We start from the raw sequence: 22,444 nt of genomic DNA on the forward strand, positions 1-22,444 counted from the left end.
CGACGTGCGTCCGGCGCGGCGAATTTCCGGCCTTGCCGCTACGTCGGCCCTTTTCAGTTCCGCCGGGCTGCGGCATAGAAGGGGGACTATGAAGAAAGACCAAGAGAGCGTGCCGGACTTCGGCGCAGAAGCCCTCCAGCCAGAGGATAATGCCCCCGATCTCGCCGAAGCGGCGCGCAAGTCGGCTGGCAAGGCGGCGTGGATGGGCACCGCCGTGGGCATCGGTTCGGCCGCGATCGTCGCGGCGCTGCTCTACACTAGCAAAAAGCGCCGCTGACCGGCGTCAGGCGGGGCGGTGGGGCGCCTTCGCCCGCAACGGGCAAAAAAAAGGGGCGGCATGATCTGCATCATACCGCCCCGGTGCGACCCGCTTGGGGTTCTGTCATTTCCCTGCCTTCGTGACGGGAAGGGAAATATTTATGCGCCCGCGCTGCCGCTCAGATAGCTGATCAGTTCGGGCTTGCTGACCGATATGCTCTTGTCGGCATCGGCAGTGGTGAAGGCGCCGCTGGCCCAGGCGGTGACTTCGGCCGGCGGCAGCGTCTTGCCGGTGGCCTTCATCTCCTGATCCTTCAGGGCCACCATCCAGCGCGAAAATTCGCCCTGGTCCAGTTGTCCGTCCTTGTTCGTGTCATAGGCCGGGAATTCCGACTCGACGATGGTGGCGACCGAATTGGCCGGGCTCGCCGGCTGCGCGGCCTGCGGCTCGGCCGGGCTTGCCGGCGCGGCCGGTTCGGCGGCCTGCGGCATGGGCTGTGCTGCCGGCTCGGCAGCCGGGGTCTGCTGCGCCAGTGCCGGCGCGGCGACCAGCATGGCGCTCGTCAGAAGCAAGGTGCGGATCATGGCGACATCCTTTATATCATTGAAACGCGCAGGGCCTGCATTGGACGCCTGCTTTGGCTTCATGCCTTAATTGCCATGTTTGAATGCATGAAGACTAGGAAAAGTTCCTGAATATCGGTTCATCTACGCATTTGGACTTATGAAATGCTTCGGTTCGACTGTCTTTGCTTCGATAATTGCGGCCGGATGAGGCGTGCGCGGGGTGCGGGAGCCTCCCGAATTGCCCCCGGGGGCACAGGCTGCTAGGCGGCGCGGCAATATCCACCCTCCAGACGCAGGATTCGCCCATGGTCCCCCGCTATTCCCGTCCCGCAATGACCGCCCTCTGGGAGCCGGAAGCCCGCTTCAAGATCTGGTTCGAGATCGAGGCGCACGCGACCGAGAAGCTGGGCGAACTGGGCGTCGTCCCGCCGTCGGCCGCCAAGGCGCTGTGGGACTGGTGGGCCACCAACCCCGCGATCGACGTGCCCGCGATCGACGCGATCGAGGCCGTCACCAAGCATGACGTCATCGCCTTCCTGACCTGGGTCGCCGAACAGGTGGGCGACGAAGCCCGCTTCATGCATCAGGGCATGACCAGCTCCGACGTGCTCGACACCTGCCTTGCCGTGCAGCTGACCCGCGCCGCCGACCTGCTGATCGAGGATCTGGACAAGCTGCTCGACGTCATCAAGCGCCGCGCCTTCGAACATAAGCTGACCCCGACCATCGGCCGCAGCCACGGCATCCATGCCGAACCGGTCACCTTCGGCCTCAAGATGGCGGAAGCCTATGCCGAATTTTCGCGCTGCAAGACCCGCCTGATCGCGGCCCGCGAAGAAGTCGCCACCTGCGCCATTTCGGGCGCGGTGGGCACCTTCGCCAATATCGACCCGCGCGTCGAGGAACATGTCGCGCAAAAGCTCGGCCTCGCGATCGAGCCGGTCTCGACCCAAGTGATCCCGCGCGATCGCCACGCCATGTTCTTCGCGACGCTCGGCGTCATCGCCAGCTCGATCGAGCGCCTCGCCGTCGAGGTTCGCCACCTGCAGCGCACCGAAGTGCTGGAGGCCGAGGAATATTTCTCGCCCGGCCAGAAGGGCTCGTCGGCCATGCCGCACAAGCGCAACCCGGTCCTCACCGAAAACCTCACTGGCCTCGCCCGCATGGTGCGCAGCTATGCGCTGCCCGCCATGGAAAATGTGGCGCTCTGGCATGAGCGCGACATCTCGCACTCCTCGGTCGAGCGCTATATCGGCCCCGACGCCACCATCACCCTCGACTTCGCGCTCGGCCGCCTGACCGGCGTGATCGACAAGCTGCTCGTCTACCCCGAGCGGATGATGAAAAATCTCGACAAGATGGGCGGCCTCGTCCACTCGCAGCGCGTGCTGCTGGCCCTGACGCAAGCCGGCGTCAGCCGCGAGGACAGCTATCGCTACGTCCAGCGCAACGCGATGAAGGTCTGGGAATCCGACGGCCAGCTCTCGCTGCTCGAACTGCTCAAGGCCGACGAAGACGTCGCCAAGGCACTGAGCGCCCAGGAAATCGAGGACAAGTTCAACCTCGACTATCATTTCCGCCAGGTCGACACGATCTTCGCCCGCGTCTTCGGCGAAGCCTGACCCCGCGCGCGGCCAGCACCGCGCGATAGTAAAGAAGAGGGCGCCCGACCACCCGGTCCGGCGCCCTTTTGCGTCTTTGCGAGCATGGCGAAGTCATGACGATGTCGGACCTTGACGACTGACGACCAACTGCGGCGGTAAAATCCTCCCCTGCAAGGGGAGGGGGACCACGAAGAGGTGGAGGGGTGTCGCCCTATCGAGAGGGGGACACCCCTCCGTCTGGCCTTCGGCCAGTTCAAGGGAGACACGTGTCTCCCTTGAACTCCCCTTACAGGGGAGGATGGCCTAGAACGACCAGAAATTGCCGTTCCGGGTCGCGATCTACGCTCCTGACAGCGGACTTAGGTTTGCTAAATAAGGGTAACCATCTCCAGCCATCATGGCGCCACTATCACTCTTCTGTTATAAAGGCCTCCGTAAACCTCGATAATCGACGCGCCATCACTGTCGGGCTTCAGAACGGCCTGTTTTGCCCCTTTGATAAAGTCAAACCTGCGTCCCACGTCCACGATATTCTCGCTACCTTCCAGCAGCGCACCAGAATGATAGGGTATCGATAGAAAAACGCCGTCGGTTTTTAACTTTTCCTTGATATCCGCCTCGACCGCGCTGAGGCTGAGCGCTCTGATGGCAAGGCGACCCAGTCGGTTAAGTGCTACGGTCAGTTCCTGACGCATAAGGGCAGCACTGTTGTCCATCCATTTCGCTCGGCAGGCGGGCCGACGTTGCGGCCCCCAACAATGGGGCAAAGGCACCGTGAATGAGGACGTATCGAGCGCTACTTCCACCTCCGCAGAGTTGCTAAAAACCAGCTTTCCGTCCTTCCAGCGTGCGCCCGGCTGGTCCCTAACAATCCGCTTATCGGCTACCTTCACCGAACAGATGCCAAAGAGTGCTTCGAAGTGTTCGCCAACATTATATCGGCAATCAATATCGATCAGATAATTGCCATCGACCGTTTCGAGTAGCGCATCTTTGGCTGCAATGCTGCCGTCGCGCAACGAGGACTGCGACAGGAGATGGAGCCATGGCTGCTCCGCCAAACCGCTCGCGACGCCAGCCATAAGCGGTGTGGCGGCGTCGAAGTCGCCCAGCGTCTGCAATAGAGGCAGCACCTCCGCTCGCCCGCGCTTCGACTGACCGTCTTCTAGTGCTCCTATTATCAGGGCACCGATCAACCCATAATTGTTGGGCGTCATCCCAGCTCCCGGGTCCAGCCCGATGAGTAGCTTATCTTGCACGAGATGAACGGCAACAGGCAATGGAGCAGCGGCATTGCGCAGATCCGAAGGAACCGTTGTCCAACGCTCCGCCGACGCCGGTATCGCCATCGCCGCCAGCATCAGCATGGCTGCCAGTCTTATGATTTGCATGCATTCCCCCTGGGCTCAACAGGCATGCCGAAGCGATCTTCAGCATGTCTCCCCCAGTTTCCCACTTGCACAAAGACGCGATCCTCTCAAGCGCATCCTAATCGGGAAGCCTTTGTATAACCTCGATCCCAATCCCTGCACCGAAGGTGGCAGCAAGCCGATGACAACATTATTTGCAAACATAACGATCGCATACAGACCGGCGCGATGCGGCGGTGCGCGGAATTGTTCGAGCGGATAGATTCTTATTTTTAGTTGAAGTTTTTTCGTTAACGTCTGCTATTCCAGCTAGAGACGCCGAAAGCCGCCATTCCGCTTCCCACCCAAACCTGTCCTACAGCCCTTATATCCTGCTACACCGGCACCGGCTCTTTCCCATCGTCCGCGCGCCGTTCATCCTCGCACGAAGATTTCCAACGCGCGCACGAAAATGTCACAATGTGCGGGAAATGTGCGAAGTTAAGCGCGGTCGATCCTATTTTCGGCCCTTATGCTTGGGGCGCAGCCGTGGCGCCGCGTCGGACTGGCGGCGAACCAGTTCATAGTCCAGCAGCATGTGCGGCGGGCCATCCTCGCTCTGGCCGCGGCGCCCTTTGATATGGCGTACCAGCAGATCGACCGCCGCGCGCGACATGGCGCTGATCGGCTGGCGGATGGTCGTCAGTTCCGGCCAGATGGTGGTGGCGAGCGACGTATCGTCGAAGCCGCAGACGGTGAGGTCGCCGGGCACGTCCAGCCCGTTGCGATGGGCGATCGCCACCGTCGCGGCGGCCATGTCGTCATTGCTGGCGAAGATGGCGGTCGGCGGATTGTCCCGCGCCAATATATGCTCGGCCGCGTCCAGGCCGGATCGGTAGGTGAAGAAACCCTGTTCCACCAGCGCATCGTCCAGCGCGATGCCGGCTTCGCCCAGTGCCCGGATATAGCCCTGATAGCGTTCCTCGCTCGCGCTCAGGTTCGGATGGCCCTTGATGAAGCCGATGCGGTTATGGCCAAGGCCAATCAGGTGCCGGGTCATCTCATGGGCGGCGCCCCGGTCGTCGATGCTGACCGCGGCCAGGCTGGCCGGCGCATGGCCGGTCGCCACCACGACGGCGGGGATGCCCGCTTCGCGCAGGGCATCGATCATCGCTTCATGGTCGCACAGCGGCGGCGGCAGCACGACGCCGTCGATCCGGCCGCGCACCAGATGGTCGACCACCGCCTTGATCGCGGTCTGCTCGTCCCATTTCTCGACGACCAGGTCGATTCCGGCGCGGCTTGCCTGGTCCAGGCTGCCCACCAGGAATTCCGACAGATAGGACGCTGACGGGTTGGAATAGAGCAGGCCGATCCGCGTCTCGTCACCACCCGCCAGGCTGCGCGCGGCGGCGCTGGGGGAGTAGTTGAGCGCGGCGATCGCCGCCTCCACCTTCTCCTTGGTTGCCGCCCGCACCACCTGTTCGCCATTGATCACCCGCGACACCGTCATGGGCGACACGCCGGCATGTTTCGCCACATCGTTGATGGTGGGCGCGTTGCGCTGGCGGCGGGAACTTCTGGCTTCCATCAGGATTTCGGGGCCTTCGACATGGGACTAAACTTCTCTGCTAGCGGGATCATTGCGCAAGCTTAAGTAAAATCTCATTTCGGGTGCCCCGGCGCATAGGGGAAACTCAGCGCCTTGTACCAGTCGAGCGGATGGGCGGGCGCCGCGCTGCCGGCGGGCAGGGGGCGGCCGGACACCGACTGGAAATAGGCGATGCAGGCGTCGCGCCACCATTGGGCTTCGCGATGCTGGATCGCCAGGAAGGTCTCGACCTGCGCGAAGCGCTCGGCATCGACCTGGGGCTTGAGCTTGGCCCAGTCCCGCTGCATCGCCGCGACCGTTTCGACGCCCCGGTCATAATGATGGATGAGGCCGTCCCACAGCGTCTCGCCCGATTGCAGGCGATAGTCCCAGGGCAAATGATGGAACCACAGCAGGTCGCGCTCCGGCGTGGTCCTGGGATTGTCGAGCAGCTTCGCCAGCGCCGGCGCATATTGGCCGGTGGCATTGCTGCCCGTCCTGGTCCGGTCGAAGCCGATGCCCTGCCTGTCGGCCTTGTGATAATAGACCGGGTTCCATTCGGGTCGTGCCAGTTCCGACACCCAGGGGGCGGGACCATAATGATGGCCGGTGCCCATGATATGGGCCAGGCCCAGCGGCGTCATATAGTCTACCGCCGCCTCGCGCGATCGCATCATCATCGCGACGATCGGCGCAACCACATTGGGATCGGGGGAAAAGGTCTGGGCCGCCCATTCGCGCGCGACAGCCTCGGCGGTCAGGTCCGTGTCCCACGCCATGCGGCCGAACGCATACCAGTCCGCCTGGTTGAAGATCGACCCGCTCCAGTCGCGGTCGACGCCGATATTGGCGACCCCGGCGATGCCGGTCAGCTTGTGCCCTTCCAGCGATCCGTCGATCACCTTGGCGACGGTCGATCCCTTGCCTTTGGCCAGCGTATCGCTCTTCAGCGTCTCCTCGAACAGCGTGCCCAGATAGGTAAGGTGGGTCGACTGGCCCAGATATTCCTTGGTGATCTGAAATTCCATCATCAGCGGCGTCTTGGGCATCGCGCCGAACAGCGGGTGGAAGGGTTCGCGCGGCTGGAAGTCGATCGCGCCATTCTTCACCTGGACGATGACATTGTCGGCAAACTGGCCGTCCAGCGGCTTGAAGTCGCTATAGGCCTGCTTGGCGCGATCGTCGGGATTGTCATGGGCATAGACGAAGGCACGCCACATCACGATGCCACCATGCGGCTTGACCGCGGCTGCCAGCATGTTGGCGCCGTCGGCATGGGTGCGCTTGTAATCCTGCGGGCCGGGCTGGCCCTCGCTGTTCGCCTTCACCAGGAAACCGCCGAAATCGGGGATCGCCTTGTAGATCTGGTCGGCCTTGGCCTTCCACCAGGCGGCGACCGCCGGGTCGAGCGGATCGGCGCTTTTCAGGCCATCCAGTTCCATCGGCGCGGTCCATTTGACCGACAGGTAAACCTTGATGCCATAGGGGCGGAACAGGTCGGCCAGCGCCGCCGCCTTGGCGATATAGGCCGCGGTCAGGCTGTCGGACTTGGCATTCACATTGTTGAGCACCGTGCCGTTGATGCCGAGTGAGGCATTGGCGCGCGCATAGTCGGTATAGCGCGGCCCCTTATAATCGGGCAGGCGCCACCAGTCCCAGATCGACTGGCCGGCATAGCCGCGCTCCACCGTGCCATCCAGATTGTCCCAATGGTTGAGCAGGCGCAGGCCGATGCGCGGCGCGCTGCGCATATCGATCCGGTCGAGCGCCGCGCCGGTGCGGGCAAGCCGCAGCCACGCATAGGCGCCGTGCAGCACGCCGGCATCGGTTGCGCCGGCGATCACCGTTACCGGCTTGCCCGCGACCGTCATGGTGCGAATCGCATAGCCGTCAGGCCCCAGGCCGTCGGTCGGCACCGATGCCTCGTCCTGCTGCGCGGCCGACTGCAGCAGGATCGCACCTTGCTGCACCGTTGCTGTCAGGGGCGCGGTGACGCCGGTCAGCCCGGCTATGCCGCGCTGCAATTCCCGCCGGGCGATCATCAGGGTAGGGGTGTCTGCGCCGACAATGCTTTGCGCGCTGGCCCCGATCCGCTGGGCACCGGCGGCATCGACCGGCGCATTGCGCAGCCACAGGTCATAGCCATCCTCGGCCCAGGCGCGCGGCGCGCCGATCAAAAGGGCGCCAATTGGCCAGATACTGGCCATGATCCAGCAAAACAGGCGCGCAAACATTCGGTCCTCTCCCCCCTTGGCCCGCAGGCAATTTTTTGGTGCATTGCCAACGGTGGCATTGACAAGCTGCTCTTGGGTTGTGATGGTAACGCTATCAGTTGATCGGCGGCAAGCAAAAAGGAAAGCCGCGACAAAATTGGAGAGGGGCGTCGTGATCCGGTCAGTTCAGTTTTTGTGCGCAGCATCAGCGCTGTCGCTGGTGATGGCGGCGCCGCTCACGCCCGTTACGGCGGCGCCCGCAACCGGCCAGTCCGCTCGCCCGCTCTACAAGGATGCGTCCGCCCCGATCGAGGCGCGCGTCGATGATCTGCTGGCGCGCATGACGCTGGACGAAAAGATCGCCCAGATCACCACCGTCTGGACCGACAAGGTGAAGCTGCTGGACGCGCAGGGTGAACTGGACCCCAGCAAGCTCAGCCCGACCTTCCCCAACGGCATCGGTCATTTCACCCGTCCGTCGGACGGACGGGGCAGTTTCAGCCCGCGCGTCGTGCCTGGCCGCGATCCGCGCCGCACCGTGGCGCTGGTCAATGGCCTGCAAAGATGGGCGATGACGCAGACGCGGCTCGGCATCCCGATCCTGTTCCATGAGGAAGGGCTGCACGGCTATGCCGCCGTCGGCGCCACCAGCTTCCCCCAGTCGATCGCCATGGCGTCGAGCTGGGATCCCGCCATGCTGCGTCAGGTTAACCAAGTGATCGCCCGCGAAATCCGCGCGCGCGGCGTGCCGATGATATTGTCGCCCGTGGTCGACATCGCCCGCGATCCGCGCTGGGGCCGGATCGAGGAAACCTATGGCGAGGATCCCTATCTGGTCGGCGAAATGGGCGTCGCGGCGGTCGAGGGGCTTCAGGGCGTTGGCCGTTCGCGCACGCTCCAGCCCAATCATGTCTTCGCCACGCTCAAGCATCTGACCGGTCATGGCCAGCCCGAAAGCGGCACCAATATCGGCCCGGCACCGGTGTCGGAACGCGAACTGCGCGAGAATTTCTTCCCGCCCTTCGAGCAGGTGGTGAAACGCACCGGCATCGAGGCGGTGATGGCCAGCTATAATGAGATTGACGGCGTGCCCAGCCACGCCAATCGCTGGCTGCTGGACAATGTGCTGCGGCAGGAATGGGGTTTCCGCGGCGCTGTCGTCTCCGATTATTCGGCCGTCGACCAGTTGATGAGCATCCACCATATCGCCGCCAATCTGGAAGAGGCGGCGATGCGCGCGCTCGATGCCGGCGTCGACGCGGACCTGCCCGAGGGCCTCTCCTACGCCACGCTCGCCCGCCAAGTGCGCGAGGGCAAGGTCAGCGAGGCGAAGGTCGATCTCGCCGTGCGGCGCATGCTGGAGCTGAAGTTCCGCGCCGGCCTGTTCGAAAATCCCTATGCCGACGCCAATGCGGCCGCCGCGATCACCAACAACGCCGATGCCCGCGCGCTGGCCCGCACCGCGGCGCAGCGCTCCATCACCCTGCTCAAGAATGACGGCATGCTGCCGCTGAAGCCCGAAGGCACGATCGCGGTGATCGGCCCCAGCGCGGCGGTCGCGCGGCTGGGCGGCTATTATGGCCAGCCGCCGCACAGCGTCTCGATCATCGAAGGGATCAAGGCGCGGGTCGGCGCCAAGGCGAACATCGTCTTCGCCCAGGGCGTGAAGATCACCGAGGATGACGACTGGTGGGCCGACAGCGTCACCAAGTCGGACCCGGCCGAAAACCGCAAGCTGATCGCACAGGCGGTCGAGGCGGCGCGCAATGTCGACCGCATCATCCTGACGCTCGGCGACACCGAACAGTCGAGCCGTGAAGGCTGGGCCGACAATCATCTGGGCGACCGCCCCAGCCTCGACCTGGTCGGCGAGCAGCAGGAGCTGTTCGATGCATTGAAGGCGCTGGGCAAGCCGATCACCGTCGTCCTCATCAACGGCCGCCCGGCCTCCACGGTGAAGGTCAGCGAACAGGCCAATGCCATCCTGGAAGGCTGGTATCTGGGCGAGCAGGGCGGCAATGCCGTGGCCGACATCTTGTTCGGCGACGTCAATCCGGGCGGCAAGCTGCCCGTCACCGTGCCGCGCTCGGCCGGCCAGTTGCCACTCTTCTACAATATGAAGCCCTCGGCCCGGCGCGGCTATCTGTTCGACACCACCGACCCGCTCTATCCCTTCGGCTTCGGCCTCAGCTATACCAGCTTCAGCCTGTCGGCGCCGCGCCTGTCCGCCACGAAGATCGGCACCGGCGGTAAGACCAGCGTCTCGGTCGATGTCCGCAACACCGGCGCGCGGGAAGGGGACGAGGTCGTCCAGCTCTATATCCGCGACAAGGTCAGCTCGGTCACCCGCCCGATCAAGGAGCTGAAGGGCTTCCAGCGCGTGACGCTCAAACCCGGCGAGAGCCGCACCGTCACCTTCACCGTCGGTCCCGAAGCGCTGCAGATGTGGAACGACCAGATGCACCGCGTCGTCGAACCCGGCGATTTCGAGATCATGACCGGCAACAGCTCGGTCGCGCTCCAGTCCACCACCCTGACGGTGCAATAAGCCATGATGACGACCCGCTTCGCCCGCCGCCAGGCGCTCGGCCTGCTCGCTTCCACCTCCGCGCTCGCCGCCGCCCCGCTGGCGGCGAAGGGGAAGGGCGGCGGTCCGCTCTACAAGGATGCAACCGCCCCCATCGACCTGCGCGTGCGCGACCTGCTCGGCCGCATGACCCTGGAGGAAAAGGTCGGCCAGATCATCGCGCTCTGGGCGACCAAGGCCGACATCATGGATGATCTCACCTTCTCGCCGGCCAAGGCGAGCAAGGCCTATCCGGCAAGCTTCGGCCAGATCACCCGCCCGTCCGACCGGCGCGGCGCGCCTAATGGATCGACCCAGGCCGGCGGCGTCGGCGCGCGCTGGCGCACCCCGGCCGATACCGTCGCCTTCATCAACGCCGTCCAGAAATGGGCGGTGGAGGACACCCGTCTCGGCATTCCGATCCTCTTCCACGAGGAATCGCTGCACGGTTACATGGCGACCGACGCGACCATGTTCCCGATGGCGATCGGCCTTGCCGGCAGTTTCGACCGCCAGCTGATGACCGATGTCCAGTCGGTTATCGCTCGGGAAGTCCGCGCGCGCGGCGTCCATCTCGCCCTCTCGCCGGTGGTCGACATCGCCCGCGACCCGCGCTGGGGCCGGATCGAGGAAACCTTCGGCGAAGACCCCTATCTCTGCGGCGAAATGGGCGTCGCCGCCGTGCTGGGCCTGCAGGGGGAGAGCAAGCAGATCGGCCCGGACAAGGTCATGGCCACGCTCAAGCATATGACCGGCCATGGCCAGCCGCAGGCGGGCGAGAATATCGCGCCTGCGCCGATCAGCGAACGCGAACTGCGCGAGAATTTCTTCCCGCCCTTCCGTCAGGTGGTCAAGCGCACCGGCATCGCCGCCGTCATGCCCAGCTATAACGAGATTGACGGCGTCCCGAGCCACCAGAACAAGTGGCTGCTCGGTGATATTTTGCGCGGCGAATGGCATTTCGATGGCGCAGTGGTCAGCGACTATGGCGCCGTCCCCGAACTCGACACCATCCACCATGTCCAGCCCGACATGGAGGCGACGGCCCGTGCCGCGCTCCGCGCCGGGGTCGATTGCGAGCTGCCCGATGGTCTGGCCTATCGCACGCTCGTGGAGCAGGTCCGCGCCGGAAAAGTGCCCCTTGAGGCCGTCAACCTCGCAGCCAAGCGCATGTTGACGCTCAAGTTCCGCGCGGGCCTGTTCGAAAATCCCTGGCCACGCGCCGATTATGATGCGCTCACCGGCAATGCGGAGGCGCGCGCGCTGGCGCTCAAGGCGGCGCACAAGTCGATCGTCTTGCTCAAGAATGACGGCACCTTGCCGCTCAAGCCCGGCGTCCATCGCAAGGTGGCCGTGATCGGCCCCAATGCCGCGATTGCGCGGCTGGGCGGCTATTCGTCGATCCCGCGCCAGGCGGTTTCGCTGCTCGACGGCATCAGGGCGAAGCTCGGCAATCGGGCGGACATCGTCCATGCCCAGGGCGTCTTCATCACCCAGAGCGAGGATCGCTCGGTGGACGAAGTGCTGCTGGCTGACCCCGCGAAGAACCGCCAGCTGATCGCCGAAGCGGTCGAGGTTGCGAAGACCGCCGACATCATCCTGCTGGCCATTGGCGATACCGAACAGACCAGCCGCGAAGGCTTTGCCAAGCAGCATCTGGGCGACCGCACCAGCCTCGACCTGGTCGGCGAGCAGAATGAGCTGTTCGCCGCGATGAAGGCGACCGGAAAGCCGGTGGTGGTGTGCGCGATCAACGGCCGCCCGCCCAGCTATCCTGCCGTGGTCGATGGCGCCAACGCGCTGATCGAATGCTGGTATCCGGGGCAGGAGGGCGGCACGGCCATGGCCGACATATTGTTCGGCGACGTCAATCCGGGGGCCAAGCTGCCCGTCACCGTCGCACGCGACGCGGGCCAGATCCCGATCTTCTACAACCGCAAGCCATCCTCGCGGCGCGGCTATCTCTTCGCCGATGCCAGCCCGCTTTTCCCGTTCGGCTTCGGCCTCAGCTACACCAAATTCGCCTTCGGTCCGCCGCGCCTGTCGGCGACGCGCATCGGCGTCGGCGGCGATGTGACGGTGGAGGTCGATGTCCGCAATGTCGGCAATGTCGCGGGCGAGGAGGTGGTGCAGCTCTATATCCATGACCAGACCGCCTCGGTCACCCGCCCGCTCAAGGAATTGAAGGGCTTTGAACGGATCGCGCTGGCGCCGGGCGAAAGCCGTACCGTGCGCCTGACCATCGGCCCGGAGGCCTTTGCGCTGTGGAATCTCGACATGCGCGAAGTGGTCGAGCCCGGCCTGTTCGACATCATGGTCGGGCCGGACAGCGCCACGCTTCAGACGGTTATATTGGAAATCGCCTGATGGCATTGGCCTGACCAATATCGTTGAAGCATATTTGATTATCGCCTATGGCCATGATTGGTCATACCAGTTTTAGGGGAGCATCCATGCCCAAGATTACCGGCGCCAAGGTCATTGTCACCTGCCCTGGCCGCAATTTCGTCACCCTCAAGATCGAAACTGAAGAGGGCGTCTATGGTCTGGGCGATGCGACCCTCAACGGCCGCGAACTCTCGGTCGCCTCCTATCTGCAGGACCATGTCATTCCCTGCCTGATCGGCCGGGACGCGCACCAGATCGAGGATATCTGGCAATATCTCTACAAGGGCGCCTATTGGCGCCGCGGCCCGGTGACGATGTCGGCCATCGCCGCCGTCGATACCGCGCTCTGGGACATCAAGGGCAAGATTGCCGGCCTGCCGGTCTATCAGCTGCTCGGCGGTGCCAGCCGGGAAAGCGTCATGGTCTATGGCCATGCCAATGGCACGACGATCGAGGATACGGTCAGGGTCGCGCTGGAATATCAGGCACAGGGCTACAAGGCGATCCGCATCCAGTGCGGCGTCCCCGGCATGGCGTCGACCTATGGCGTATCGAAGGACAAATATTTCTACGAACCCGCCGACGCCGACCTGCCGACCGAAAATGTCTGGAACACCAGCAAATATCTCCGCATCGTCCCCGAACTGTTCAAGGCTGCACGCGAAGCGCTGGGCTGGGACGTGCATCTGCTGCACGACATCCATCACCGCCTGACCCCGATCGAGGCCGGGCGCCTGGGCAAGGATCTGGAACAATATCGCCCCTTCTGGCTGGAAGATGCGACCCCGGCGGAAAATCAGGACGCGTTCAAGCTGATCCGCCAGCACACCACCACGCCGCTGGCGGTGGGCGAGATCTTCAACTCGATCCATGATTGTCGCGAGCTGATCCAGAACCAGTTAATCGATTATATCCGCGCCACCGTGGTCCATGCCGGCGGCATCAGCCATCTGCGCAAGATCGCGAACCTCGCCGATCTCTATCAGGTCCGCACCGGCTGCCACGGCGCGACCGACCTGTCGCCGGTCTGCATGGCCGCCGCACTCCACTTCGACCTGTCGGTGCCCAATTTCGGGGTGCAGGAATATATGCGCCACACGCCCGAGACCGATGCCGTCTTCCCCCATGCTTACACGTTCGAAAACGGTGCGATGCATCCGGGCGACAAGCCGGGCCTGGGCGTCGACATCGACGAGGAACTGGCCGCCAAATATGAATATAATCGCGCCTTCCTGCCGGTGAACCGGCTTGAAGACGGCACCATGTTCAACTGGTGATCGCTTGACCTGTTTTGGCCACTCCACTCCGTCATCCCCGCGAAAGCGGGGATCCATCTCCTGCCATAGCCCCAATCGCGAGGTCCGGAGGTGGATTCCCGCTTTCGCGGGAATGACGAAACATTGTCGGAGTGGCCAATGACCACGATCCCCAAACCGTCCGGAAAGGTCCGCTGGATCGTCTGCGGCCTGCTCTTTGCGGCGGTGGTGCTGAGCTATATCGACCGGCTCGTCCTGCCGACGCTCAAGCCCGACCTGCAGGCCCGCTATGGCTGGAGCGAGCGCGGCTATGCCGATCTCGCCATCTGGTTCCAGGCCGGCTATGGCATCGCCTATGTCGCCTTCGGCCGGCTGATCGACCGGATCGGCGCGCGGGCCGGCTATGCGCTGGCGGTCGGCCTGTGGACGGTCGGCCATGTCATGCACATCTTCTTCACCTCGACCGCCGGCATGCTGTTCGCCCGCATCCCGCTGGCGATCGGCGAGGCGGGAACCTTCCCGGCGGCGATCGCCGCCACCAATGAATGGTTCCCCAAGAAGGAACGCGCCTTCGCCATCGGCATCTTCAACGCCGGCTCCAATGTCGGCGCGATCCTGACGCCGCTGATCGTCCCGGTCATTGCGGTCACGCTGGGCTGGCGCTGGGCCTTCATCCTCACCGGCCTGCTGACCGTCTTCTGGCTTGCCGCCTGGCTGGGCTTCTACCGCCGCCCGCGCGAGAAGAAGGGGCTGAGCGCCGAAGAACTGGCCTGGATCGAGGCGGACCCGCAGGAACCGGCCCGCCCGGTCCAGTGGCGCACCCTGTTCCGCTATCGCCAGACCTGGGCCTATATGACCTCGCGCTTCCTGATCGATCCGGTCTGGTGGACTTTCCTCTTCTGGCTGCCCGATTTCTTCAACAAGCAATATGGCGTGAAGATGCTGGACTTCGGCCCGCCGCTGATCGCCGTCTATCTGCTGGCCGATGTCGGCTCTGTCGCCGGTGGCTGGCTGTCGTCGCGGCTGATGGGCCGGGGCATGAATATCAACCGCGCCCGCAAGACGGCGATGTTCTGCGCGGGACTTTGCGCCCTGCCGATCGCCTTCGCCGCACAGGCGCCCAATATGTGGATCGCGGTCGGCCTGATCGGCCTCGCCTGCGCCGGGCATCAGGGCTTCTCGGCCAATGTCTATGCCTTGCCGGGCGATCTTTTCCCGCGCTGGATGGCGGGGTCGGTGGTCGGCCTTGGGGGCCTTGCCGGCGCGATCGGCGGCATGCTGATGGCCAAGTTCGCCGGTATCATCCTGGAAACCGTCGGCAGCTTCCAGCCGATCTTCATCGTCGCGTCCTGTGCCTATCTGCTGGCGCTGCTGGTGCTGCACCTTATCGTCCCGCGCTATGCGCCCGTGACTCTCTCGCAAGAGGCTGCCTGATCCTGTGACCCGTCTATCGTCCGCCACGCTCGCCGGCCTGCCCGCCGATATCGTCCGTCCCGGCTATGATCGCGCGGCGGTCCGCCCCGGCGTTGTCCATCTCGGCATCGGCGCCTTCAACCGCGCGCATCAGGCGGTCATCTTCGATGATGCGCTGACCGCCGGCGACCTGCGCTGGGGCGTGATCGCCGCGTCGCTGCGCTCGCCCGGCGTGCGTGACCAGATGATGCCGCAGGATTGCCTCTACACCATGCTGGTGCGCGACGGTTCGGCCGAGCAGGCGCGCATCATCGGTGTGGTCAGCCAGGTATTGGTCGCCCCGGAAGATCCGGCCGCGCTGGTCGCCGCGCTCGCTGCGCCCGATACCCATATCGTCACCCTGACCGTGACCGAGAAGGGCTATAAGCTCGATCCCGCGACCGGCGCCCTGATCGAGGGCGATCCCCAGCTCGCCGCCGACCTTGCCTCGCTCGCCGCGCCGCAGACTGCGCCCGGCTTCCTCGTCGCCGCGCTGGCCGCGCGCCGGGCGGCGGGCCTGCCGCCCTTCACTGCGATCAGCTGCGACAATCTGCCGCACAATGGCACCCGGCTGCGCAACGCCGTGCTGGCGCTCGCCGCCCGGCATGACCTGGCGCTGGCCGACTGGATCGCGGCGGAAGGGGCCTTCCCCGAAACCATGGTCGACCGCATCGTGCCTGCCACCACCGACGCCGACATCGCCGCGCTCGCCGACCGGCTGGGGGTGGAAGACCAGGCGATGGTCAAGACCGAACCCTTCCTGCAATGGGTGATCGAGGATAAATTCTGCGGCCCGCGGCCGGATTTCGGCGCCGGGGTTCAGGTCACTGCCGCCGTCGCCCCCTGGGAGGAGGCGAAGCTGCGCCTGCTCAATGGCGCGCATAGCGGTATCGCCTATCTCGGCGGCCTCGCCGGCATCGACCATGTCCATGAAGTGCTGGCGCTGCCCGAAGCCCGGCACTTCGTCGAAACCCTGTGGGACGAGGCGCAGACCACTTTGTCGCCGCCGCCCGAGCTGGACGTCGCCGCCTATCGCCGCGAACTGATGGCGCGCTTCGACAATCCGACCTTGCAGCATCGCACTCGCCAGATCGCGATGGACGGCTCGCAGAAGCTGCCCCAGCGCCTGCTCGCCACCATCGCCGCGCGGTTGGCGGCGGGGCAGGGGATCGATGCCCTGTCGCTCGCCGTCGCCGCCTGGGTCCGCTGGCAGGCCGGCGTCGATGACCGGGGCGAGGCCCATGTCGTCGACGATCCGCTCGCCGCCGCCATCGCCGCCCGGCTGGCCGACGCATCCTCGACGCAAGCCCGTGTCGACGCGATCCTTGGCTTCGACGCCGTGGTGCCCGCCGACCTTGCCGGCAACGCCGCCTTCCGCGCCGCGCTGATCCGCTGGCTCGCCATCCTCGAAGCCGACGGCGCCCGCGCCGCGCTCGCCCAGCTCTGACGGAGCCCCTGATGAAGACCCTGCGCACCATCCTGCTCGCCACCTGCCTGCTCAGCCCCGCCACCCTGCTGGCCGCGCCGCGCGACAGCGTCTCGATCAGCCGCGACTGGCGCTTCACCAAGGGCGATCCTGCCGGCCTGACCGAGGATCTGCGCTATGATGTCCGTCCGCCGATCGAGGATGCCGGCGACGGCAAGGTGGCCGACGCCCGCCCCGACGCAGCGGTGCAGGTGGACGACAGCGGCGCCCGCGTGCTCAAGCCCTGGATATTGCCCAGCGCCAATCCCTTCATCGCCGATCCCGCCAAGCATCACACCCGTCCCGCCGGCAATCCGGGCGGCACCGTATCCTATGTCCAGCCCGGCTTCGACGACAGCGGCTGGACCCATGTCGACCTGCCGCACGACTGGGCGATCGCCGGCCCGTTCATCAAGGATGGCCCCTATGGCGGCATGGGCCGCCTGCCCAGCTGGGGCATCGGCTGGTATCGCAAGGCGCTGACCATCCCCGCCAGCGACAAGGGTAAGTCGATCTTCCTCGATGTCGAAGGGGCGATGTCCTACGCCACCGTCTGGCTGAACGGAAAGCTCGTCGGCGGCTGGCCCTATGGCTATAACAGCTTCCGCCTCGACCTCACCCCCTATGCGGTGCCGGGCGGGCAGAACCAGCTGGTGATCCGGCTCGACAATCCCCAGGCCTCGGCGCGCTGGTATCCGGGCGGCGGCCTTTATCGCGACATCTATCTCACCACCACCAACAAGGTCCATGTCGGCCAGTGGGGCAGCATCGTCCGCACGCCGCAGGTCAGCAAGGCGCAGGCCAGCGTCGACCTCAGCCTCACCCTCGACAATGACGGCGACACTCCGGCGCAGGTCGAGGTCGCGACCGCCCTCTATGCGATCGACGCGACTGGCAAGCGCGTCGGCCGCCCGGTCGCCAGCATCGCCCGCCAGTCCACCAGCATCGCCCCCCATGGCAAGGCGGAGCTGAAGGGCAGCACGATCCTCAGCAACCCGCGCCTCTGGGGCCCGCCTCCCACGCAAGCGCCCAACCGCTATGTCGCCGTCTCCACCGTCACCCAGGGCGGCAAGCTGATCGACAGCTACGAGACCCGCTTCGGCGTGCGCGACATCAAGTTCGATCCCGACAAGGGCGTGATCGTCAATGGCGAGCAGATCCCGCTGCGCGGCGTCAACAATCATCATGACCTTGGCGCACTCGGCGCCGCCTTCAACGCCCGCGCGGCCGAGCGCCAGCTCGAAATATTGCGCGACATGGGCACCAACGCCGTGCGCATGAGCCATAATCCGCCCGCGCCCGAACTGCTCGAACTCACCGACCGCATGGGCTTCCTGGTGATGGACGAGGTGTTCGACAGCTGGGAGAAGAAGAAGACCCCGCATGATTTCCACCTGATCTTCCCCGACTGGCATGAGGCCGACGCGCGCGCCATGCTGCGCCGCGACCGCAACCATCCCTCGATCATCATCTGGAGCATCGGCAACGAGGTCGGGGAGCAATATGATGGCGAGGCGGGCGCCAAGATCGGCCGCGAACTGGTCGCCATCGCGCATCAGGAAGACCCGACCCGTCCCGCCACCAGCGCGATGAACTATGCCAAGGCGGACATGCTGCTGCCGACCACCGTGGACGTCATCAGCCTCAATTATCAGGGCGCCGGCATTCGCGGCATCGTCGGCCAATATCCCGCCTTCCGCGCGAAATTCCCGGACAAGCTCATCCTGTCCACCGAAAGCGCCTCGGCCCTTTCCAGCCGCGGCGAATATATGTTCCCGGTCGCCGGCGCGATCAGCGGCCCGGTCCGACCCTGGTCGGGCGGCAATCCCGACACGCATCAGGTCTCCGCCTATGAGATGCACGCCGCCGATTTCGGCTCCTCGCCCGACAGGGTCTGGGCCGCCGATGACCAGAATCCCTATGTCGCGGGCGAGTTCGTCTGGACCGGCTTCGATTATCTCGGCGAACCGACCCCCTATTACACGTCGCGCAGCAGCTATTCCGGCATCCTCGATCTCGCCGGTTTCCCCAAGGACCGCTTCTGGCTCTACCAGGCGCGCTGGCGCCCGGACCTCAAATTCGCGCATATCCTGCCGCACTGGACCTGGCCCGATCGCGTCGGCCAGATCACGCCGGTCCATGTCTTTTCCTCGGCCGACGAGGCGGAACTGTTCGTCAACGGCAAGTCGCAGGGCAAGGTCAAGAAGCGCGATTATGAATATCGCTTCCGCTGGGACTATGTCGTCTACGAGCCGGGTGAGGTGAAGGTCGTCACCTGGAAGAAGGGCCAGCCCTGGGTGACGGAGACGATCCGCACCGTGGGCGAGGCGGCGAAGCTGTCGCTGACCGCCGATCGCAGCGCCATTGCCGATGACGGTCGTGACCTGAGCTTCGTGACGCTCAAGGTCCTCGACAAGGATGGCAATGTCGTTCCCGCCGCCAAGCAGGACATAAGCTTCTCGATCGAGGGACCGGGCGAGATCATCGCCACCGACAATGGCAACCCGACCGATCTGACCGCCTTTCCGTCGAAGGAGCGCAAGGCTTTCAACGGCTTGGCGCTCGTGATCGTCAAGGCCAAGCCGGGCGAGAAGGGGCGGGTGACCGTCCGCGCCAGCGCGCCGGGCCTGACTGCGGCTCAGGCCGTCATCAGCACAAATGCCACAGTCCGCTGAAAATTAATAACGTTACCATTTTCGCCCGTCCCATATCTTGACAATTGGGACGGGCACTTTATTGGTCTGCATCTGATAGCGCTACCAGATACGCTCACCGGATAGTCGGGGGCAGCGCTCGGGGAGAGGTTGTATGAACGTTTCACGCCACCATAATATCCGTGCGGCCCTGTTCGCCGCATCCGCCTTCGGCGCGCTGGGCCTGGCCCAGGCTGCCGCCGCGCAGGATGCCGCCGCACCGGCCGAAACCGCTGCCGCGCCGCAGGACGCGGAGACCGCCGACATCGTCGTCACCGGCATCCGCGCGTCGCTGGCCAGCGCCACCAACGCCAAGAAGAATGCCGTCGCCTTTGGCGACTCGATCTTTGCCGAGGATATCGGCAAGCTGCCCGCCACCAACCTGGCTGAAACGCTGAACCGCATGCCCGGCGTGCGCCTCAACCGCGACATCAACGGTGAAGGCACCCAGGTCGCGATCCGCGGCCTTGGCCCCAGCTTCACCCGCGTGCTGCTCAACGGCTCGCAGCTTCAGGTCGCCTCGGACGGAGGCACCAATGGTGGCAGCGCCAACCGTGAAGTCGATCTCGACTTCTTCCCGTCGGAACTCTTCACTCGCCTCGATCTCGCGAAGAGCCCGTCGCCCTCGACGCTGGAAGGCGGCATCGCTGGCACCGTCAATCTGCGCAATGCCCGTCCCTTCGACAAGGAAGGCACCCATGTCACCGTCGTGGCGCAGGGCCAATATACCGATGCCAATGACAAGCTGAGCCCGCGCGGCGCGATCGTCGCTAGTCACACCACCGACACGTTCGGCATCCTGCTCGGTGTCGCCGGGGTGAAGACCAAGACCCGCGTCAAGGGCTTTGAATCGGTCGGCTGGACCGACGGTAATCTGGGTACCGGCGACGCCGGCGGCAATAATTTCTCCTGGGCCTCGGTCGTTCCCAACAATACCGGCCATGGTCTGGTGGCGGGCCAGCCGGTCGATGTCGTCGCCACGTCGGGCCTTACCCGCGACCAGCTCAGCACTGCGCTCATCCCGCGTCTTGGCCGTCAGAGCCTGACCGAAGGCGACCGTTCGCGCATCTCGGCGCTGGGCTCGATCGAATGGCGCCCGTCCGATGAGCTCCACTTCGCCCTCGACGGCATGTGGGCCAAGTCGAAGCGCGATTACAGCAAGGTCAACATGAACTGGCAGGTCCGCAACTCGGGGCCGGGCACCAGCGCCCAGTCGACCGGCGGCATGATCCCGATCGACCTCTCGGTCGATGACAATGGCGTCGTGACCAGCGGCACCTTCGCCAATTCCTCCTTCTTCCTCGAAGCAAGCCTGTTCAAGCAGACGACCGAATTCTGGAACGTCAATCCCAGCCTGACCTGGCAGCCGGCGGACAATCTGAAGGTCGACCTCAGCGCCAATTATTCCAAGAGCACCTTCAATCGCGAACAGCCGACCTGGGCCTTCCAGACCACGCCCCAGTCGGGTGTCGACGTCTATTATGACAATAGCGGTGGCGAATATCCGTCGATCACCTCCAATCTTGATCTCAACGATCCGGACAATGGCAGCTGGCAATGGTATCGCCAGAATATCCAGCTGGTGAAGCGCCATACCAAGACCACCGGCGTCCATCTCGACGTCACCTATGGCGACGACATGTTCAATGTGAAGGTCGGCGGCGCCTATGACCGGGCCGAACGCTCGATCCGCGCCTATGACAACAGCACCGCCTATCAGCTGTCGGTCTGCGGCACCGGCTGCACCGGTGCGACCGGTTCGATCCCGACCAGCGCCATTGCCCAATATCTGCGCAGTTCCTCGACGGCCGGCTTCATCGTGCCCGATTTCGATGCGCTCAAGCAGGCCACTGACTATGCCAGCTATCGCGACAGCGCCCCCGAAGCGCGCGGTGCGGTCACCGGCGGCGCAACCGGCGACATGGACGAGAAGGTCATCGGCGCCTATTTCGAACTGAACGGGGTGATGGATATTGCGGGCCGCGACCTGCACATCAATACCGGCATGCGCTATGCCCACACCGATCAGACCGTTGTCGGCCCCAGCCAGGTCGGCACCGCGATCGTCGATATCACTTCGGCCTCGAAATATGAGAATTTCCTGCCGTCGATCAACCTGACCTACGACGTCATGGACAATGTGAAGCTGCGTGCATCGGCCTCGCGGACGATGACCCGCCCGGATGCCGGTGCGATCCTGCCGGGCATCACCTTCTCCGATCCGTCGGCGCTGACCGCGACGGCGGGCAATCCCAACCTCAAGCCCTATACCTCGGACAATTATGACCTGGGCGGCGAAATCTACACCGGCGGCATCGGTTATGTCGGCGTGTCGCTGTTCATGAAGAATATCCAGGGCTTCACTGTCACCACCTCCGAACAGGTTGCCTTCGGGTCGCTCAACATTCCGTTCGACAGCCTGATCTCGACGCAGCAGAACGCCCTCAACGACCGGTCGCTCCAGACCGGCATCCCGGTCGCTCAGCTGCCGATTACCGTCAACCGTCCGATCAACCTGCGCGATCTCAAGATCAAGGGTATCGAAGCGACCTGGGTCCAGCCGCTCGACTTCCTGGTGAAGGGCCTCGGCTTCTCGGCCAACGGCACTTACCTGAAGCAGTCATCCTCCTCGGGTCTGGTTGCGACCGGCGTGTCACCCTGGAGCTACAATCTGCAGGGCTTCTACGAAAATGGCGATCTGTCGGTCAGCCTGAACTATGTCTGGAACGACGATTCGATCGCGGTCAACGGCCCGCAGAATGGCATCAACGGCGCTGACCTCAAGTCCGATGCCCGTGGCCAGCTCGACCTGTCGGCCGGCTATCAGCTGCCCTTCTTCAACAAGGCGCTGCGCCTGACGGTCGATGTGCTCAACATCACCAATGAATCGATCCGCACCACCTTCGAATATTCGAATGCGGCCTATTCGGTCTATTATCCCGGCCGCACGGTGCTGGCAGGTATCCGGGCCAACTTCTGATCCTCCCCCAGGGAACCACTATAGGGCCGGCCGCAACGCCGGCCCTTTTTCTTGGCGGACGC

The 22,444-nt window shown here is 64.5% G+C and carries 13 protein-coding genes; 9 read left to right on the forward strand and 4 right to left on the reverse strand.

Translation table 11 applies throughout. The features are described from left to right. Positions 1 to 88 precede the first annotated feature (88 nt). Positions 89 to 277, forward strand: coding sequence for a hypothetical protein (locus GGQ90_RS02205; protein WP_188080625.1), 189 nt, complete (start codon positions 89 to 91; stop codon positions 275 to 277). A 140-nt stretch (positions 278 to 417) separates the two neighbouring features. On the opposite strand, the gene GGQ90_RS02210 is transcribed toward GGQ90_RS02205, so the two are convergent. After that, positions 418 to 843, reverse strand: coding sequence for an EF-hand domain-containing protein (locus GGQ90_RS02210; RefSeq protein WP_188080626.1), 426 nt, complete (start codon positions 841 to 843; stop codon positions 418 to 420). A gap of 287 nt (positions 844 to 1,130) precedes the next feature. Here GGQ90_RS02210 and purB point away from each other — a divergent pair, with 287 nt between their 5' ends. Then, positions 1,131 to 2,447, forward strand: coding sequence for an adenylosuccinate lyase (gene purB / locus GGQ90_RS02215; RefSeq protein ID WP_010337965.1), 1,317 nt, complete (start codon positions 1,131 to 1,133; stop codon positions 2,445 to 2,447). 377 nt (positions 2,448 to 2,824) lie between these two features. On the opposite strand, the gene GGQ90_RS02220 is transcribed toward purB, so the two are convergent. From GGQ90_RS02220 to GGQ90_RS02230, 3 genes are all read right to left on the reverse strand, one after another. After that, positions 2,825 to 3,796 (reverse strand): hypothetical protein, encoded by a 972-nt coding sequence (locus tag GGQ90_RS02220; protein ID WP_188080627.1) that lies wholly within the window; start codon positions 3,794 to 3,796, stop codon positions 2,825 to 2,827. A 499-nt stretch (positions 3,797 to 4,295) separates the two neighbouring features. After that, positions 4,296 to 5,369, reverse strand: coding sequence for a LacI family DNA-binding transcriptional regulator (locus GGQ90_RS02225; RefSeq protein ID WP_188080628.1), 1,074 nt, complete (start codon positions 5,367 to 5,369; stop codon positions 4,296 to 4,298). Between the two features lie 74 nt (positions 5,370 to 5,443). After that, on the reverse strand, positions 5,444 to 7,603 hold the full coding sequence (locus tag GGQ90_RS02230) for an alpha-glucuronidase family glycosyl hydrolase (RefSeq protein WP_188080629.1): 2,160 nt from the start codon (positions 7,601 to 7,603) through the stop codon (positions 5,444 to 5,446). 202 nt (positions 7,604 to 7,805) lie between these two features. Here GGQ90_RS02230 and GGQ90_RS02235 point away from each other — a divergent pair, with 202 nt between their 5' ends. The 7 genes from GGQ90_RS02235 (at position 7,806) to GGQ90_RS02265 (ending at position 22,382) form a co-directional block, all read left to right on the forward strand. Continuing rightward, entirely contained in the window at positions 7,806 to 10,130 is a 2,325-nt protein-coding gene (locus tag GGQ90_RS02235; protein ID WP_223178063.1) for a glycoside hydrolase family 3 N-terminal domain-containing protein, read from the forward strand. Between the two features lie 3 nt (positions 10,131 to 10,133). Next, positions 10,134 to 12,515 (forward strand): glycoside hydrolase family 3 N-terminal domain-containing protein, encoded by a 2,382-nt coding sequence (locus tag GGQ90_RS02240; RefSeq protein ID WP_188080631.1) that lies wholly within the window; start codon positions 10,134 to 10,136, stop codon positions 12,513 to 12,515. A gap of 86 nt (positions 12,516 to 12,601) precedes the next feature. Further along, positions 12,602 to 13,813, forward strand: a complete 1,212-nt coding sequence (gene manD / locus GGQ90_RS02245) for a D-mannonate dehydratase ManD (protein ID WP_188080632.1) — start codon at positions 12,602 to 12,604, stop codon at positions 13,811 to 13,813. 138 nt (positions 13,814 to 13,951) lie between these two features. After that, positions 13,952 to 15,226: an MFS transporter gene (locus tag GGQ90_RS02250; RefSeq protein WP_188080633.1), complete on the forward strand. Its 1,275-nt coding sequence runs from the start codon at positions 13,952 to 13,954 to the stop codon at positions 15,224 to 15,226. Between the two features lie 4 nt (positions 15,227 to 15,230). Further along, a complete protein-coding gene (locus GGQ90_RS02255) occupies positions 15,231 to 16,691 on the forward strand; it encodes a mannitol dehydrogenase family protein (protein ID WP_188080634.1) in 1,461 nt (486 codons plus the stop codon). 11 nt (positions 16,692 to 16,702) lie between these two features. Next, positions 16,703 to 19,384, forward strand: coding sequence for a beta-galactosidase GalB (gene galB, locus GGQ90_RS02260; protein ID WP_188080635.1), 2,682 nt, complete (start codon positions 16,703 to 16,705; stop codon positions 19,382 to 19,384). A gap of 133 nt (positions 19,385 to 19,517) precedes the next feature. After that, positions 19,518 to 22,382, forward strand: a complete 2,865-nt coding sequence (locus GGQ90_RS02265; protein ID WP_188080636.1) for a TonB-dependent receptor — start codon at positions 19,518 to 19,520, stop codon at positions 22,380 to 22,382. The last annotated feature ends 62 nt before the right edge of the window (positions 22,383 to 22,444 follow it).

The organism is Sphingobium scionense, assembly GCF_014197035.1.
GTDB classification, from domain to species: Bacteria; Pseudomonadota; Alphaproteobacteria; order Sphingomonadales; family Sphingomonadaceae; genus Sphingobium; species Sphingobium scionense.

Coding starts and splice junctions, on each gene's coding strand:
- manD (WP_188080632.1), top strand. CDS start 12,602: ATGCCCAAGATTACCGGCGCCAAGGTCATTGTCACCTGCCCTGGCCGC.
- galB (WP_188080635.1), top strand. CDS start 16,703: ATGAAGACCCTGCGCACCATCCTGCTCGCCACCTGCCTGCTCAGCCCC.
- GGQ90_RS02220 (WP_188080627.1), bottom strand. CDS start 3,796: ATGCTGATGCTGGCGGCGATGGCGATACCGGCGTCGGCGGAGCGTTGG.
- GGQ90_RS02250 (WP_188080633.1), top strand. CDS start 13,952: ATGACCACGATCCCCAAACCGTCCGGAAAGGTCCGCTGGATCGTCTGC.
- GGQ90_RS02205 (WP_188080625.1), top strand. CDS start 89: ATGAAGAAAGACCAAGAGAGCGTGCCGGACTTCGGCGCAGAAGCCCTC.
- GGQ90_RS02235 (WP_223178063.1), top strand. CDS start 7,806: ATGGCGGCGCCGCTCACGCCCGTTACGGCGGCGCCCGCAACCGGCCAG.
- GGQ90_RS02240 (WP_188080631.1), top strand. CDS start 10,134: ATGATGACGACCCGCTTCGCCCGCCGCCAGGCGCTCGGCCTGCTCGCT.
- GGQ90_RS02210 (WP_188080626.1), bottom strand. CDS start 843: ATGATCCGCACCTTGCTTCTGACGAGCGCCATGCTGGTCGCCGCGCCG.
- GGQ90_RS02265 (WP_188080636.1), top strand. CDS start 19,518: ATGAACGTTTCACGCCACCATAATATCCGTGCGGCCCTGTTCGCCGCA.
- GGQ90_RS02225 (WP_188080628.1), bottom strand. CDS start 5,369: ATGGAAGCCAGAAGTTCCCGCCGCCAGCGCAACGCGCCCACCATCAAC.
- GGQ90_RS02230 (WP_188080629.1), bottom strand. CDS start 7,603: ATGTTTGCGCGCCTGTTTTGCTGGATCATGGCCAGTATCTGGCCAATT.
- purB (WP_010337965.1), top strand. CDS start 1,131: ATGGTCCCCCGCTATTCCCGTCCCGCAATGACCGCCCTCTGGGAGCCG.